Source organism: Fervidobacterium riparium, assembly GCF_025370035.1.
Classification (GTDB): Bacteria; Thermotogota; Thermotogae; order Thermotogales; family Fervidobacteriaceae; genus Fervidobacterium; species Fervidobacterium gondwanense.
Genome location: NZ_CP009277.1, coordinates 1,628,106 through 1,643,755 on the forward strand (window position 1 = coordinate 1,628,106; position 15,650 = coordinate 1,643,755).

General features: G+C 40.4%; 16 protein-coding genes. 7 read left to right on the forward strand and 9 right to left on the reverse strand.

The window, feature by feature from the left end; all coding sequences use genetic code 11:
* Positions 1 to 87 precede the first annotated feature (87 nt).
* Genes lgt through IB67_RS07770 form a run of 9 tightly spaced genes read right to left on the reverse strand, consistent with a single transcriptional unit; the run spans position 88 to position 9,955 of the window.
* On the reverse strand, positions 88 to 987 hold the full coding sequence (gene lgt / locus IB67_RS07730) for a prolipoprotein diacylglyceryl transferase (RefSeq protein WP_498875218.1): 900 nt from the start codon (positions 985 to 987) through the stop codon (positions 88 to 90).
* A 28-nt stretch (positions 988 to 1,015) separates the two neighbouring features.
* Positions 1,016 to 2,344: a DUF8509 domain-containing protein gene (locus IB67_RS07735; protein WP_498875219.1), complete on the reverse strand. Its 1,329-nt coding sequence runs from the start codon at positions 2,342 to 2,344 to the stop codon at positions 1,016 to 1,018.
* Between the two features lie 4 nt (positions 2,345 to 2,348).
* Positions 2,349 to 2,960: a winged helix-turn-helix domain-containing protein gene (locus tag IB67_RS07740; RefSeq protein WP_339745357.1), complete on the reverse strand. Its 612-nt coding sequence runs from the start codon at positions 2,958 to 2,960 to the stop codon at positions 2,349 to 2,351.
* Between the two features lie 37 nt (positions 2,961 to 2,997).
* Positions 2,998 to 4,257 carry a methyl-accepting chemotaxis protein gene (locus tag IB67_RS07745; protein WP_339745353.1) on the reverse strand — a complete coding sequence of 420 codons (1,260 nt, stop codon included), beginning with the start codon at positions 4,255 to 4,257 and terminating at the stop codon, positions 2,998 to 3,000.
* Positions 4,258 to 4,291: 34 nt separating this feature from the next.
* Positions 4,292 to 5,590 (reverse strand): GGDEF domain-containing response regulator, encoded by a 1,299-nt coding sequence (locus IB67_RS07750; RefSeq protein WP_339745350.1) that lies wholly within the window; start codon positions 5,588 to 5,590, stop codon positions 4,292 to 4,294.
* Positions 5,591 to 5,618: 28 nt separating this feature from the next.
* Positions 5,619 to 6,173 carry a chemotaxis protein CheB gene (locus IB67_RS07755; RefSeq protein ID WP_339745347.1) on the reverse strand — a complete coding sequence of 185 codons (555 nt, stop codon included), beginning with the start codon at positions 6,171 to 6,173 and terminating at the stop codon, positions 5,619 to 5,621.
* A 30-nt stretch (positions 6,174 to 6,203) separates the two neighbouring features.
* The gene (locus IB67_RS07760) at positions 6,204 to 7,973 is read right to left on the reverse strand and encodes an ATP-binding response regulator (protein ID WP_424695282.1); all 1,770 of its coding nucleotides are present in this window, start codon (positions 7,971 to 7,973) and stop codon (positions 6,204 to 6,206) included.
* A 20-nt stretch (positions 7,974 to 7,993) separates the two neighbouring features.
* Positions 7,994 to 8,776 (reverse strand): hypothetical protein, encoded by a 783-nt coding sequence (locus tag IB67_RS07765; protein ID WP_498875220.1) that lies wholly within the window; start codon positions 8,774 to 8,776, stop codon positions 7,994 to 7,996.
* Between the two features lie 15 nt (positions 8,777 to 8,791).
* On the reverse strand, positions 8,792 to 9,955 hold the full coding sequence (locus IB67_RS07770) for a CheR family methyltransferase (protein WP_464309256.1): 1,164 nt from the start codon (positions 9,953 to 9,955) through the stop codon (positions 8,792 to 8,794).
* 144 nt (positions 9,956 to 10,099) lie between these two features.
* Between IB67_RS07770 and IB67_RS07775 the strand changes: the two genes are divergently transcribed.
* From IB67_RS07775 to plsY, 7 genes are all read left to right on the forward strand, one after another.
* Positions 10,100 to 10,642 carry a TIGR00725 family protein gene (locus IB67_RS07775; RefSeq protein ID WP_072760899.1) on the forward strand — a complete coding sequence of 181 codons (543 nt, stop codon included), beginning with the start codon at positions 10,100 to 10,102 and terminating at the stop codon, positions 10,640 to 10,642.
* A 52-nt stretch (positions 10,643 to 10,694) separates the two neighbouring features.
* Positions 10,695 to 11,582, forward strand: coding sequence for a DMT family transporter (locus IB67_RS07780; RefSeq protein ID WP_245789713.1), 888 nt, complete (start codon positions 10,695 to 10,697; stop codon positions 11,580 to 11,582).
* Entirely contained in the window at positions 11,557 to 12,567 is a 1,011-nt protein-coding gene (locus IB67_RS07785) for a rod shape-determining protein (protein WP_072760901.1), read from the forward strand. Before IB67_RS07780 ends, IB67_RS07785 begins: the two co-directional genes overlap by 26 nt.
* Before the next feature lie 27 nt (positions 12,568 to 12,594).
* A complete protein-coding gene (locus IB67_RS07790; protein ID WP_498875221.1) occupies positions 12,595 to 13,365 on the forward strand; it encodes a flagellar hook-basal body protein in 771 nt (256 codons plus the stop codon).
* Between the two features lie 34 nt (positions 13,366 to 13,399).
* Positions 13,400 to 14,185, forward strand: a complete 786-nt coding sequence (flgG, locus tag IB67_RS07795) for a flagellar basal-body rod protein FlgG (RefSeq protein WP_072760917.1) — start codon at positions 13,400 to 13,402, stop codon at positions 14,183 to 14,185.
* A 142-nt stretch (positions 14,186 to 14,327) separates the two neighbouring features.
* The gene (locus IB67_RS07800; protein WP_498875222.1) at positions 14,328 to 14,993 is read left to right on the forward strand and encodes a hypothetical protein; all 666 of its coding nucleotides are present in this window, start codon (positions 14,328 to 14,330) and stop codon (positions 14,991 to 14,993) included.
* Positions 14,994 to 15,023: 30 nt separating this feature from the next.
* Positions 15,024 to 15,644 carry a glycerol-3-phosphate 1-O-acyltransferase PlsY gene (gene plsY / locus IB67_RS07805; RefSeq protein WP_498875223.1) on the forward strand — a complete coding sequence of 207 codons (621 nt, stop codon included), beginning with the start codon at positions 15,024 to 15,026 and terminating at the stop codon, positions 15,642 to 15,644.
* Positions 15,645 to 15,650 lie beyond the last annotated feature (6 nt).

Genomic DNA, 15,650 nt, shown 5'->3' on the forward strand with positions numbered 1-15,650 from the left:
AAGGAATTCTCTTTTTGCATTAATTTAGACATGTACTGGGTAAATTTCGTTCAATGATAGGCAAAAGATGCATAAAAGCGTTTAAATTCAATCATTTTTCGTCTTTTTACCGATGAGGTAGGCGTACCAGACAGCACCGAGGATTATGAGCAGTATGCTCACTACCTGCGCAGCCCTCAATCCGCCTGCCATGAGGCTATCTAACCTGAGCGATTCTATCCAGAATCTGCCGAGCGAGTACATTATCAAATAGAGTGCGGTCGTTTCGCCATAGTATTTCTTCTTTTTTTCTATTAGAAAATACAGAACGCAAAAGACAGCTATGTTCCAAAGGCTTTCGTACAAGAATGTAGGGTGGAAAAATCGCTCAATATCGTACCCCGGCATGCGCCTTTCAGGTGGGACGAACATGCCCCAGGGAAGCGTTGTAGGTCTTCCGTACGCTTCGTAGTTGAAGAAGTTCCCCCACCTGCCTAGAGCTTGTGCAAGTGGTAATACTGAGGTGAAAAGGTCTGTTGCTTGGAAGAACGAGAAGTACTTTTTGATTTTAGAATAGACAAATATCGTTGCGAAAGCGGCAAAGATTCCACCGTGTATCGCAAGTCCGCCGTGCCAGATTTTCCAAATCTCCGATGGATAGCGGGAATAGTACGACCAGTTGAATACCACATAGTACGTTCTCGCACCGAGGATGCCGAAGATTATCCCCCAGAAGAGCCCCTCGTCGAGGTCTTCAGGTTTCAAAGTGTAAGGCAGTTTAAGGTTTGAATCTCTCAGTCTTCTTCTGCCAAGGAAATATGCAATCAAAATGCCTGAGGCTATGCATACGCTGTACCATCTCAGCTGAAACTTGCCGATTTTGAAGATGTAGTCTCTAAGGATGATGTTGCCGGCGAATACTTCTTTGAGGAATAAGAAAAGAAAAACTGTCGCTGCAAGCAAAAAAATTAAGGTGATTAGCACCTTTCTTGTAAGAAGCTTTTTCACACGCCTACCCCCTTTATTATCTGTCATTTTAATAGTTTTCTCTCTGTTTTCTTCTTAAATCTTTCTCCCAGAGTTGCTGGTATATGTAGCTTTTCTTCGATAACGCTTCTTTTATTGTGTCGTCGAACGGTATGTATCTCCAAAAGATTTCTCTGATTTCTTTGTCGACTTTCTGGATTCCTTGCACTTCCTTGGTTACCCACAGGATGTAGTCTTTAAGAAAGTACTCAGTCGGTTGTCCTTTTAGTTTGTTTTCTTCAAGGTATTTGTAATATTCACCGGTCAATCCTTCTTCCATCCACCTTCCGAACGAGAGTTCTTTTTCAAGCTTCCAGCGGTACTCACCGAATGCTTGGTAGAAAGGTTCAATACCTTTGCGGGAGAATATAGGGATGACAACCCTGCCCCTGCCGTATATGTTTGTTCCTTCTATTGGTTCCCAGCAAAATCCCGTTTCTCCATAGCCGGGTACCAATATAACGTACGGTGGCATGAATATTTGAGTGCTTCTGATGTTTCTTTCGAGAGTCTTTGCATCAATGAGTTTGAATTCGTTGAAGAGCTTTTCAACATAGGTCTTTGAGAAAATGGTGTTGACGTTGGACAAAAATTTTGACGCGAGTGCTGGATACTGTATGCCGAGTTTTCCAATGGCTTTTTTCACCATCTGACGTATGACGAGCGGTTCGGTGAACTGGACTTCTTTGTTTTCACCCGTTTTCACCGTCATTTGTGCAACTTGAAGGCTTCTTTCTTTCGCCAAGTCTAACGTTTCTTTAAGCGTTTTGATATCAGCGTCCATTTTTTTAAGTTTTCCTATGCTTTTGATTATCTCGCCGAATATGGTGTACACAGCCTTCGAATACGGACCTTTTCCTTGGACACCTTTGACTAAATCTCTTAGTTTTTCCTCTTCGATTGTTCTTTCGAATACTTTACGCTCGTATTCTTTTTCCATCCAGGTTGTGTCTAATGGCTTTTGAGATGAACCTGATTCTTGGATTACATCTTCAAATGTCGACTGCGGAATTTTTCCTTTTTTCAATTCTATTATCCATTCGTCAACGTAATAGAATACATCGCTTGGGACATTTTGAAATACTTCTCTCAGCTTTTCAAAATCTTCTTTACTAATATACCTCGGGTCTGCGATTCCGAGCCTTATGAACATCTTCTGCTCAGCTGGGGATTTTTCTTCGAGCTTTTGAGCGATTTCTATGTAAATATTCCAAAAAATCTCTGAGAACTGGTCTTTGTACTCGTTAAAATTCTCTTCGTGCTGTTTTTTTATTTTTAGAAATTCTTCCACTAACGCCCTGTCAATGCCGTCGAAGAGTTTTTCAAAGTACGGTTCCATATATTCAACCTCTCCACACAAGTTTTAGTTTCCCTTCCGAGAAATCGACGGTGTATACATTTCGATAACCTTTGCTTAGCAACTTTTCAGCCATCTTTTGTGCGTTTTTGAACGACGCGACGATGTACGCATCGGCTTGGATTTTTGTATCGATGGGCATCACAGGTATTCCTTCCACTTTCGAGTTTATTTTCTCGTCCTTTTCATCTAAAAACGCGACGATGTTATGCGATTGTCTTGTTGAAATCAATCTTGCTAACATCGTTCCAACCACGCCTGCACCGAATATGCATATGTCTCGTTTTCCAACGAGTTTCAAAAATATGTCTTGGAACTTGAGCTCTATGCTTTTATACATCTGTGATGTTTCGGACAGATAGCTCAGTCTCAGGTAATTGAGCTTGATTTGACCATTTTCAGTCAGCAGATATTTGTTCCCTGATTTTTGCACCAGTCCTTCTGATTCGAACGATTTCAGGTATTTGTTCACCAGAGACGGGACTATCCCAGCTTTGAGTGCAATTTCTGAGTGTTTCGTGATGCCTTCAGAAAGGGCCTGTAAGATAGCCATCTGCCTGTAAAGTGGTGAGTATTCAAAGAAAGCAAATTCGCCCATTTTGTATCCCCCTCAAGACGTTACCCAAAATTAATTCTCAGATAACGAATTTTGAAATAGCTTCTGCGAATTTTTCGATTTCAAACTTTATATTATTCATTGCCTCCTCCAGTTGTTCGATACCTGCGTAAAGCTCTTCAACTGCGTCATGGTTAGTCTTTGACACATTTACTAGTTTGTCGACGTTGTTTGTTGATGCAGCAGTAACTTGTTGTATTACGTTAAGCGAATCTCTTACAGAAGAAATGTTTTTTGTAATCTTCTCGGTAATGAGGATTGTTGACGTAACGATTTTTTCAACGTCAGATAGCGACTGTTTGCTCTCTTTTGCGAGGTTTCTTGTGGAGTTGGACAGTTCCATAATCATTTCGGCTATACGTGAGAGTCCATCTCTGTCTATGTTCTGTTTGCTCGTTTCGATTGATGCGTTTATCGCAAGAACGGTTATGTTGTCCGATATATCGGTGATTCTGTCAGTCACCTTCGAGAGCGTTTCGGTAAGCGTGGCAAGTTTAGAAGTGTATTCCGTTATCTGTTCTATCGTATCGGTGAATTCGCTCAAACTAAGTAATGTGTTCTCAATTTCAGCCCTGCTTTCTTCCATGTATGCTGCAAACTCCTCCATGGACTTGTCAAGTTCCATCGATGCTCTTTCTGTGTTTTCTGCCATTGCTTTTATTTCGGAAGCCGATGATGATGTCTGAATAACGCTTTCTGACACATTCTTCACAAGTGTCTTAGAATCGGAAATCTGTTTTCTTGGACCCCGTAACAAGAACTCCCCAACAAAAAAGCCAAGAACTATTGTTGAGACAATAAGGATAGGGAATGATACGGAGAAGAATTTTTTTCTAAATTCGTTCAGTTTACCGAACAGCTCATCTTCTGTTGCAGCATGTGCGATGTAATAATTGCCATCGTATGAAAAAGCTACATATCTTTTAATCCCTTGATAATCGTATGAATAGACACCTGCCTTTTTTTCTTGCATGTATTCAAACAATCCCGGTACTTGTTCTTTTGCATTTAGCCCTATTTTACTTGGATCATTGTGATATGCAACTATCGCGTTGCTGTCTAGTACATAGTAATACCCAAACTCGGGCTTTTGAGTGAAAAGCACGTCGTAATTTTTGAATCTCGTGAGTATCTTCACTTCGTCTAAGAACGCCTGGAGCGTCATTTCTGAAATTATCTTAGACGACTGAGGAAAGACGAGGAATAGCGTGAGCGCTACCAAAGACATGACCAATAACGATAAGGTTAAGGCATATACTACTGAAAGTCTTGCTTTCATACCTGATCCCTCCATTTTATAGTTGTTTAAATCACTAGGAAAGTATCTGCCCTACAGTCTCCCCGTTCCACTCCGAAACTTTAACTAAAAGCTCAAGACCAAGCGAACTGAATTCTTGAGAAAGTCTTGAAATACTTTCAAGGAATTCTTCCACGTGTTCCTTTTTCTTGCCAAGAAGAACAGCTATAAACTCACTTGTGCTGATTCGCCCCACCATATCTGGCGATGAAGCTTTTAACGTGTCAGCGAGCAAACTGATCAAAGTCTCCAAGTGTTTAGAAGAATGCGCGTAGCTATTCCGAATGCCTTTGACTTTTACTCTTAAAAACGTCAGCGATATTTCATTTCTTTTTGCAAAGTCTATAGCGTTTATTATCTTGCTGATCATTATCGGTAATGTATAAGTGCCTGTCTGCTTATCTATCTCTTTCTGGTTCTTAAGTAAGTGATATTGGTTGAGGAGTTGCAAGAGGTTTGTAATTGGATAATTTGCCAGTGCGAGTGTGTGATCGACTATTTCTAATATCTTGGGTTTCTCTACCAGCACAAAACCGATTAGGTTTTCGTCTTTAAATACAAGTTCTATGATATGCGAGTCTATTTCTTGCCTTTTGCTTGTATAGTTCGTTTCTAACAGTTCAAATCTCGTATTAAGACCGGCTTCTTTCAGTGTTCTTAGAATAATCTCGCTATTTGCGAGACGAGTCTCATCCCCTGATGAAAAACCGTACAATCTCATCTCTGAATAGCATACTGTACCTATGTACAGGTTCATAAATTCGAAAAGTTCTGAAAAGAGTTCATAGAGCTTTTTCATAACAAGGCTTTCATCGTATGCCAGACTTGTTAGTTGGAGTATTTCTCTTACAAGCGTGGATTCTTTTAAACTTTCCTCAAGTATGTCAACTAATTCTCCGTATGGTTCTATGTGCAATTTGTACAATTCCCGAGACCACTCCATACTGAACGGCTTTTCAACAAAATTCAAAAGCTCTCTTTCTATATCACTCTGCGGTAATGTCTTCTTTAAGAAGGCGTTAGCTCCGCTTTTCTTTGCCCAGAATGGATTTATCGTTTCTTCGGCGCCGGTAAGCATTAGTATCCCTACGTTTCTAAAAACGTTGAAGCTCCTTATAAACTTTGTAAAGTGTACGCCGTTTAGCCTAGGCATGACATAATCGACTATGACCACGTCCGGTAGGAAGGTAAAGAATTTATTTAAGCCGTCCAAACCATCTTTTGCCACTTCTACGGTGTGACCGTTCAATTCGAGTAAGTTTCTTAAAAATGTCTGCCATACGACGGAGTCATCTACAACGAGGACCTTCTTCAAACTGTTCGCCTCCATGCTAATATATTTATTATATGTTGTTTAATTCACTTAGAACTGAGCGTATTTTTTCAATCTCAAATTTCTCATATCGCTCCCCAAGGTTTTGAGCAATGTTGTTTGGCAAATATGGAAATCTCGGTAATTTTTCTATAATAAACCTAACCCCCCGCTTCTTCAGCTCGGATGCTTCCTTTGCCCCGTCATCTCCAAGGCCGCCGAGCACAGCGATAACGGTTTCGGAGCTTCCATAGCGGATTAGTGATTTGAAAAGTGCTGATATTGAAGGATGAATTGATTTGCCGGTTGCCTCGCCATCCACAACGGAGACAACATTTTCGCTAATGAATACTATATCTTTATTTCCCTGCGGCAAGTATATCTTGTTTTCCAACTTTGTTGGCTTTGTAACAATTTCAACGTCGTGTCCCGTGTCACTTCTAAGATGTTCCGCGAACGTCTCCATGACGGACGCGGTGAAATGGATGCAGATAATTACCGGAATATTTAACCTTTCTTCTATTTTCAATATTTCAACTGCTTGGGAAGGGCTTCCAGCTGAGCCGACGATGATGAATTTTCTCATTTTGTAACCTCCGGTTTCCTTTGGCAAAAGCTAAGATTCTCGTATTAATTTTTCAATCAATCGCAAGAGCCTTTCAGGTGGTTCGTCTTTTGATATGTACGCATCAGCACCTACTTCAAGCCCTTTTTTTAATTGCTCGTGTGTTAGTGTGCTGAACAAAATCACGGGTGTCTTTGGCTTCTGTTCTTTAATTCTCTTTGTTGTCTCGAACCCATCGATTCCCGGCATTTCAATGTCGCAGATGACAGCATCTGGATTTGATTTTTTAATTACTTCGAGAGCTTCAATACCACTGCTTGCTTCAATAGTTTCGTATCCGAAATTCTTGAGAAACTTCGACACAATTGTCCTTGTGACCACTGAGTCATCTACTATGAGAATCCTCTTCGTGTCTTGCTGTTTGGTCAGCACTTTCGTGAAACTCTCAGGGGCAATGATGGGAAGCGGATACACAAATATATTCTTCACAAACCCTTTTACAGCTCCATAACTCTCGTTTGAAATCTGACCATCGAATATGCCAAGTATGTTATCTACTAAAATCGCTTTGCCGCTGTTTGTAATTATTCCGAATCTCGGATTTTGACACGCATACGCAATGTCGTATAGATTGCTCTTATGGACAATCTTTTCGTTGTTATCGTTAGCCATTCTTGGCTGACTCACAACTTCAAGAACATCTCGGCTATCTATACAGAACTGTGTACCATCTCCACTTGCGACTATTACTCTTACTAAGAATGACTTCACTGGGAAGTGAACGATGAATTTTGTGCCTTTTCCAGGCGAAGTAACAAGTTCGACATCTCCGCCACGTGCCGTGGAAAAGTTTTTCACTACATCAAGCCCAATGCCACGCCCTGATGTACCGTCTGCTTGTTCTTTTGTTGAGAAGCCTGGTACGAATATAACGTCTTCTGGTCTTAGATGAGATAGGTTCTTTTCTGCGGCCTTCTTTCTTATCTTTTCAAAATCGATTCCATTACCATCGTCTTCGATTTCTAAATATAGCTCGCTTCCTCTGATGTAACTTCTTAGAGTAATAGTTCCAACTTCTGACTTTCTTCTCTGAATTCTAACTTCAGGTGATTCAATGCCGTGAGCTATTGCGTTTCGTACCAAGTGTACAAGCATATCTATGAGCATTTGAGAATCCTTCTTTTCTATGTGCTCTTCCCCAAGCTCAAGGTTCAACCTTACCTTCTTTTTATTAAGTGTTGCCTCTTGCAATACTAACGCATCGAAATTTGCTAACAGTTTCTTTAGCTTCACATAATAAGAGTTCTCGACCATCGATATGAGCTTAGACTTTAATATTCGTACTTCTCTGAGGGCGTTCTTGGTGTCTGTTCTCATAAGGCTGTTCTCTGCTGAAAGGGTTTTGGAGAGAAGTTCCTGCAAGATTTCAATTGGAAACGCTTCCGTTGCTACCGAGGCAACGGAAGAGGTTGTTTCTGACTTTCCCTCAATTATTGATTTGTATTTTTCGAGTTCTTCGTCTGATAAGTCTGTATTCTTCTTTAATAATTCCGGCATTACTGAGAGAATGCGTGCTAATACATCATCCGTGAGTACTTCTTCCCCTGCTGTTTGCCTTTTGAAGAACTCTTCGATGAAGTGGAAAAGTTCTTTGAAACCAGAAAAACCCACAAGACTGGCCGAGCCTTTGATCGTGTGAAATAACCTGTAAAGTTCGTTTAGAATAGCGTGTTCCTTTTCTTGAAGGTATGATTTGATTAGTTCAATAGATTGCTGTCCCTTTTCCAATAACTCTTGAATAAAAACGTCAACAAAGTCCATGGTTACACACTTCCTTCACACTATTCGATTAATTTGTACATTCCGCTTGGTGTTTCTAAGTACGTTTCGAAGCCATCCGCCGTTTTGTGTGTAAGCACATTGCCAAAAGTTAATCTTATATTGTCCGTCCTATATCCCAAATTTTCGATGATAACGATGAATTTTCCGCCATCCAAATCCTTAACCGGTAGAACTTTTTCATAATCGACGAATCCGTCAAATTCATCAGTTTTGAAGTGAATCATAATGTTCGATGGCAGTATATTTTTGACTTTCTTAAATGAGACTGCCAGTTTTTCTCCAATAATAATGTATTCTTCGGTAATACTGAAACGAGAAAGTTTTTGGTTGGATTTGGGTTCTTTGCTTTCTACCGTGCCTGAGAGCATGTCCTTATCAATTACCCTTGCGTTTGTTGGGAGCTGTACAAAATACGTGTTATAGACATAGTACGTGCTATCTTTGTGCAAAATTACGCCTGAGTATTCAGAGAATTTTTCGAAACCCCTGTCGTGTGGTATGTTGTGTGTTACTGGAATTGGTGTGGTATCTATTTCTTCTACGATACGGGTTACTCCAAGTGCAAATTCCCGGAGTATAAGGAAAAATTTAAAGAGCGGATTATTCAGATTTGTATGTGTTACAACAGGATAGAGTTGCTGTCCGTAAATCGCAAAGCCAAAAATTCCGACCTCTTCATGCCCTTTCAGGAATTTGTCGGTTATTCCAATTACTAAATCCTTTTGAATAGAAATTCTTACGTTACCATTGTCATGCTCAATTTCGCAAAGGTAATATTTCAAATTGATCACCTCTTACTATTTTCCCTTTTGTGTGTTAAGTAGATATTTGAGTTGCCATACCTCTTCATCGGCATGATTCAAGAATATAGCCTTCTGTAAAGATTTTTCAGCCTCTGATGTCATTCCAAGCTGCAACTCAGCGAGAGCCTTATATTTCCAAAATATGAAGTTAGTATGGTTCTTTGCGATTTCTTTTTTCAGCTTTTCGTATGCGTCTTTATATAACTTTTGGTTTAAGAAGGATTCGATGACTCTAACGTTTTCCTCAATTTCCAATGATTTAGCGTCTGCTTTTAAGATTTTTCCTAACTTTTCTTTTGTGACGAGTTCTGTCGTGTCCAAGATTTTCTCCGGTTTTCTGGAGTGTTCAGATACCTTCTCTTTTTTCAGGTAGTAAGTGGATTTAACCTTTTCTTTTTCAGCCGCAGAGATTTTTTTCAATATAGCTCCGGAATCCGAAAAGACTGGTGTGAAGTATTCGAAAAGCTTAGGAAAGTATTCGCCTAATCCAATTACTAAATATCCTCTATCTTTGAGCATGTTTACTATTTTGGTTATAACTTCGTCTACTCGATCAAAGTATATGAGCACCCTTCTGAGGAAAATTATATCAAATTTGTGTTCACGTTCAAAATTGCACTCAGGAGAGTTTATGTTGCAGTGCACGAAATTTACGTTTCCTTTGTATTCTTCCTTTATGCAAAAATGGTCGCCAACTTGCGTAAAGTATTTACATATTTGTTCTTCGTTCAAAAATCTGATGCTCCAGAACCTATAACATCCTTTTTCGGCTTGAAGTATTCTTTGCAAATTGACATCAATGCCCGTTATTTTGCACTTCACACCACATTCTTTTGCAACAATGGATACTGTGTAAACTTCTTCACCAGCTGAGCAACCTACAGACAAAATGTTCCAGAATGGTTTCTCTTTAAAAATGCGCTTCAGTTTTTCAAATGTTTGGATATCTCTGAAAAAATAGGATTCTCCAATTGTTAGGTTCTCTATAACAAGGCTTTCCAAAAGTTCATCATTCAGGATATCTGATATATCCTTTATGTTTCTAAGAAATCTATCGACGAGTCTTTGTTCAACTTTGAGGTTGTGCTTTTTTAGTATAATTTCGACTCTTGACTTTAACTCGTTAATTGTCCTTGATTCACTTTTTTGGACGTCCAAAACGTTACACCTCTTTTTCTCGACGTTCTTTTTTCCTTACATGTCAGTTAACTTTCCATGTGCAATTTTCTATTTTATTATACCACCATATATGATATACTTGTGAATAGAAAGTTCAGATTTCAAAGGATGGTGAACATTTAAATGCAAGATAGGATTAATAGTTTGAATGATAGTTTAAAAGTCGGGGTCATAGGTTACTCAGGAGATACAGACAAGCCTCCCGTTTCAGATATCTCTGAGATTTGTACAGAGCTTGGAAAAGAACTTGGCAAGCGATATACGGTCTTTACGGGCGGAAGAGACGGAGTTATGGAGCTCGTTTGTAAAGGGGCTCGAGAAGTCGGAGGAGTAACTGTTGGTGTACTGCCTTGGGAAGGCGATGATGCCAATGAGTACAATTCTTTTGTAATCAAGACAGGACTTGATTTTCAAATGCGCTCATTTATCCTTGTTAAGAGTGTGGATGTGGTTGTGGCTGTTGGCGGGGAGATAGGAACCGCTATTGAGATTTTGGCAGCTTACGCAAATAGAAAACCCGTGATACTGCTGAGAGGCACTGGTGGATGGACGGATAGGATTGCGCAGGTTTTGATCGATGGAGAGTATCTCGATAACAGGAAATTGGCACGGGTTTATCAGGCTCGTAGCGTTCAGGAAGTTATCGATATTATAGAGGCTATGTAGTTTATTCTGATGCATCATTTATCGCCTTTCATCACCTTAGGAGGGAAGAGGTTTGGAGAAGATTAGAGCTCTTGTAAGGACAGGTACGTACGTCAGTTACTTACCTGTTGTTATTGTTACAATTTTTTGGGGTGCTTCGTTTGTTGCGACAAAGTACGTCGTTCAGAGCTATTTCCCATTCCCTGCAGCACTTTACAGGTTTATCATTGCACTTGCAGTGCTTTTTCCAATAACGAAGAAAAAGAAGATTAAAGATATAAACGCTTTCTGGTCGGGTTTTTGGGGTATTACTATGTACTTCGTTTTCGAAAACACTGCTTTGAAGTATACTTCCCCGACAAATGCGGCGGTGATAGTCTCAAGTGCACCATTGTTGTACGTGCTCTTTACACACTTATTTCACAGGACTAAGACAAACAAGTTGCACTATTTGGGTTCACTTCTTGCATTCCTCGGTGTTGCTCTTGTTATACTGAACGGCAGGATATTAAAATTGAATCCTTTGGGTGATATACTTGCTTTTGGCTCTGCAATCGCTTGGGTTTTGTACACGCACTATGTGATAAAGATGAAGGATATTTCAGGAATTGACCAAGTCTTTTCGATAACTTTCTGGGGGGTTGTGACTCTGATACCTTTTGCACTGTTGCAAGATATGAGTATCAAGTTTGAGCCGAAGAGTTTTGTTAGTCTCATTTATCTTGGGATAATTTGCTCGGCTGTTGGTTATGTGCTGTGGAATAAGTCAATTGAACTGATCGGAGATAGAAAAACTACTAATTTCATATATTTCATTCCGTTGGTAACTGTCGTATCAGAGATTTTGTTAATGGGCTCAAAACTTACGGTGTATAATGTTTTAGGTGTCACACTGCTTATAATAGGATTATATACATTTGAAAGGGGAGAAGAGTATGGCAAAGAACGACTTAGGGATTGACTTGGGAACAGCGAATTTTATTGTCTACCAACAAGGTAAAGGCATCGTATTGAACGAACCGTCGGTTGTGGCAATTGAGAAGAGAACGAACAAGATACTTGCGATAGGTACGGAAGCAAAAGAGATGTTCGGTAAGACGCCAGAGGACAAAGTGATGGCTGTAAAGCCAATGAGAGACGGAGTCATCGCCGACTACACGATTATTTCCGAAGTTCTTAAGTACTTCATGAAGAAGCTTAACAAAGGTCTATTTTTCAAGTGCAATATGGTTATAGGCATTCCAACGAAGACAACGAGTGTAGAACAGAGGGCGGTGTACGACGCAGCGCTTAAAGCCGGGGCTAAGAGAGTTCATATCGTTCTTGAACCGACTGCCGCTGCGATAGGCATTGGGCTCGATGTTATGAAGCCTATGGGGAATATGGTTGTAGATATCGGTGGAGGCACAACGGATATTGCTGTAATAAGCATGGGAGGTATCGTTGTCGGTGATTCAATAAAGCTTGCAGGTAATGCTATCGATGAAGCGATTGTGAAAGGCGTCAGGAGAAATTTCGGGCTCATAATAGGTGACACTACTGCGGAAGAGATTAAAGTCAAGATAGGAAAGGTGCACGTTGATGTAGAAGATTTAGAATTGGAGATAAGAGGTAGAGACGCGGTAACGGGACTCCCGAGGACAGAACTCGTGAATTCAACGGACGTTTACAGGATGATTAGGCCTGTCGTTGATAATATGATTTCTCGAATAAAATTCGTTCTTGAAAAGACGCCACCTGAGCTATCAGCCGATATTGTAGAACACGGTATCGTCCTTACCGGTGGCGGTGCTCTCTTAAGAGGCATAGATAAGGCAATCCAAGAAGAAATTGGCGTACCGTGTAAGATAGCAGAAGACCCATTATTGTGTGTGGCTAAAGGAACGGGAAGATTGCTTGAGGACGAGGAGTTACTGAAACACGTGGCAGTCACTTACGAAAGGTAATAGATTGATTATAGATTTTTCAAAGGAGTGGTTTTCTTGTACAGAGGTGTGTACACCGCAGCGATGGGGATGCTTGCAGATTTGACGAAGATAGATACTCTTTCCAACAACTTGGCAAATGTTGAAACGAACGGCTATAAGTCCGATTCGCCGGCGTTTAGAACTTACTTGGAACGTGAAATTTATAGGATCAAGCCTGAACCGGAGAACAGGAGAGTTGAGGTTGCCAAGATTGGAAACGTTGAGCAAGCCATCATCGTTGATGAGGTACGCACGCTCTTCACGCAGGGAAATCTCGAGCAGACAAACGTTCAGACACATCTTGCCATATCGGGCGATGGTTTCTTCGCTGTCCAGAAAAATGGTAAGACGCTTTACACGAGGAATGGTGAATTCGTCATTGATAACGAACGAAGGTTGGTAAATACTCAAGGATATTATCTGTTAGATAATAATGGACAGATCGTTAGATTTCCGGAGAATGGTTCTATCGATGAGAAAGGTAATGTAAGGGATGCGAATGGAAATTTGGTTGCAACGGTACCTATTTATTCTATACAAAATCCCGAAAAGGTTGGCGAAACCCTCTTCACAGGTCAAGCACAGGTTATTGATATGAATACTCCAAATGATATTAGGATTTTGCAAGGTTTTGTAGAAAAATCAAATGTGAACGCTGTGAGAGAAATGGTTAGAATGATAGAAGCACACAGGCATTACGATGCAACGTCTAAAACGATAGCAGTGCACGATGAACTACTCAACAAGCTTATAAACAACGTAGGGGCGCTGAGATAAGAAGTGAGATGAACTATCGTGAGGAGGGATATAGATGATTAACAGTCTTTACACTGCAGCAACAGGTATGTGGGCTCAACAGTTCAAAATGGATACAGTTTCTAACAACATAGCGAATGTTGATACTGCAGGGTACAAGAAGGTAAAATCAGAATTCCAAGACCTGATTTACAGCTATTCAAAGAACGCAGGAGCTGCAACAGCTCAGAACTCAACGACACCAACGGGTATCTATGTCGGTCACGGTGTTAGATTGGCTGCAACGACAAGGATATTTACTCAAGGAAATGTCGAAAATACAGGCAATGCTTTAGATCTTGCCATCAGTGGCGATGGGTTTTTCCAGATTCAGCTCCAAGATGGTAGGATCGCCTACACGCGAGATGGTCAATTCAAAATCGACAGTGATGGAAGAGTCGTTACAGCTAACGGACTTCTACTATCGCCCGCTTTGGTTGTGCCACAAAACGCGACATCACTAACGGTTTCTCCAGATGGAATAGTCTCGGTTGAGCTCGCAGACGGCACGATACAACAGCTCGGCACTATCACTTTGGTAAGGTTTGTCAACCCGGCAGGCTTGAAGTCGATAGGTGATAACCTCTACGTGCAGACAGCGGCGAGTGGAGATCCAATAGAAGGTGTTGCGGGTCAAGATGGATTTGGGACAATCCTACAAGGTTACGTAGAGAAATCGAATGTCGACGTTGTAAAAGAAATGGTTGATATGATCAGTGCAATGAGGGCTTACGAATTCAATTCAAGATCTATAATGACAGCGGATCAAATGCTCCAAACGGCAAGTAACTTGAGAAGGTAATGAAGATAATGTAGTTAGCACAGTTAAGATCTGAATTGAGAAACCTCCTGAGCGAAAGTCTCAGGGGGTTATTTTTTATTTCACTGTCATATGGTATAATAATTTGGAAAATTCAAAGGAAATCTCAAAGGGAGTGGAGAGTTTGAGAGGAGAAGATATTAGAAATGAGCAAACCGAACAAGAAAGCAGAGAACGTGAAAAGGTTATTGAGAGGATTATAAGCGAAAAGGGCAAAAACGCTTTTGAGGATATGATAAGACTACTTTCTGATGAAGACCCAAAGGTGTGCGATATAGCCACAGAGGTACTCTACAGGCTTTCAGAAAGTTATGAGGAGGTTAAGGAGAAATTAAAAGACACTATTAAGCAGAGGATTTTAAGTGGAGTTAAAAATGATATAAGTTTACTGTACCTGATAGATCTTGCAGGAGACCTCGGGCTTAAATTAGGAAACGAACTTTTGAAAGCTTTAGAACTGTACGATTTTGAAGAAGCTCAACTTGTGATTTACGAAGCGCTTGCAAAATTAGGAAGAGGCGAAGAATTTTATCCTTTGTTAAGATACATGCTTTTGGAAGGCGAAGAGCGTTTCATGTACGGGGCACAGGTGGCTATGGTGCTTTCTTACCTTGATATTCCAGAGATTGTCCATGATTTAGTTCAAGCGATAGATAGTGAGGATTTTAAAGGAGAGGATCTTGAGACTATCAAACAAGCTTTAAGTAATGTGATCAATTTAAGACCTTCATACAAGGAGATTTTGATCGCATTAGTCGGTGAAGAAAATTTTGAAAAGTATGTCAGATGATTGGAAATTTTGCTTCGGAGGGATGTTAGTATGGAGTTGTTTTGGGCGGCCGTTGTAGGTTATTTTTTTGGAGCAATTCCGTTTAGCTATATAATACCAAAACTGAAAGGTGTTGATATAACAAAAGTCGGTAGTGGAAATGTCGGTGGGACTAATGTTTTAAGAAATATGGGAACAAAGTACGGAGCACTGGCGATGTTCTTGGATATAGTCAAAGCAGTTATAGCAGTCATCTTGTTCAGAGCATATGGAGAGCATCCAATGGTAATGGCCGGTGCCATGTCGGTTATAGGGCATTGTTACTCTCCATTTGTCAAGTTTAAAGGCGGAAAAGGTGTTGCGACGACACTCGGTACGTTTTTTGGAATCTTTCCTCAAGCTGGGATGTTTGCTTTGGGTGTTTGGATAGCTATCGTGGCTTTGACTCAGTACGTTTCGCTTGGCTCAATAGTCGGATTGTTGGCTGGTACGCTTTTTGCGCTATTTTTTGGTAAAGACTACTGGATAGTCTTTCTGGCACTATCTTTATTCTCGGTGTTAAGGCATAAAGAAAATATCAAGCGCCTAGTTGACGGAAACGAGCGAAAGACGAATATAGTAGATTATTTCTTGGGCTGGATGGACAAATTGGAAAAGAAGAGAGATTTGTAAGAAAAT

Bases quoted from the DNA above. Each gene is read 5' to 3' on its own strand.
- IB67_RS07740 (WP_339745357.1), bottom strand. From the start codon at position 2,960: ATGGGCGAATTTGCTTTCTTTGAATACTCACCACTTTACAGGCAGATG.
- plsY (WP_498875223.1), top strand. From the start codon at position 15,024: ATGGAGTTGTTTTGGGCGGCCGTTGTAGGTTATTTTTTTGGAGCAATT.
- IB67_RS07745 (WP_339745353.1), bottom strand. From the start codon at position 4,257: ATGAAAGCAAGACTTTCAGTAGTATATGCCTTAACCTTATCGTTATTG.
- IB67_RS07775 (WP_072760899.1), top strand. From the start codon at position 10,100: ATGCAAGATAGGATTAATAGTTTGAATGATAGTTTAAAAGTCGGGGTC.
- IB67_RS07760 (WP_424695282.1), bottom strand. From the start codon at position 7,973: ATGGACTTTGTTGACGTTTTTATTCAAGAGTTATTGGAAAAGGGACAG.
- flgG (WP_072760917.1), top strand. From the start codon at position 13,400: ATGATTAACAGTCTTTACACTGCAGCAACAGGTATGTGGGCTCAACAG.
- IB67_RS07785 (WP_072760901.1), top strand. From the start codon at position 11,557: ATGGCAAAGAACGACTTAGGGATTGACTTGGGAACAGCGAATTTTATT.
- IB67_RS07735 (WP_498875219.1), bottom strand. From the start codon at position 2,344: ATGGAACCGTACTTTGAAAAACTCTTCGACGGCATTGACAGGGCGTTA.
- IB67_RS07755 (WP_339745347.1), bottom strand. From the start codon at position 6,173: ATGAGAAAATTCATCATCGTCGGCTCAGCTGGAAGCCCTTCCCAAGCA.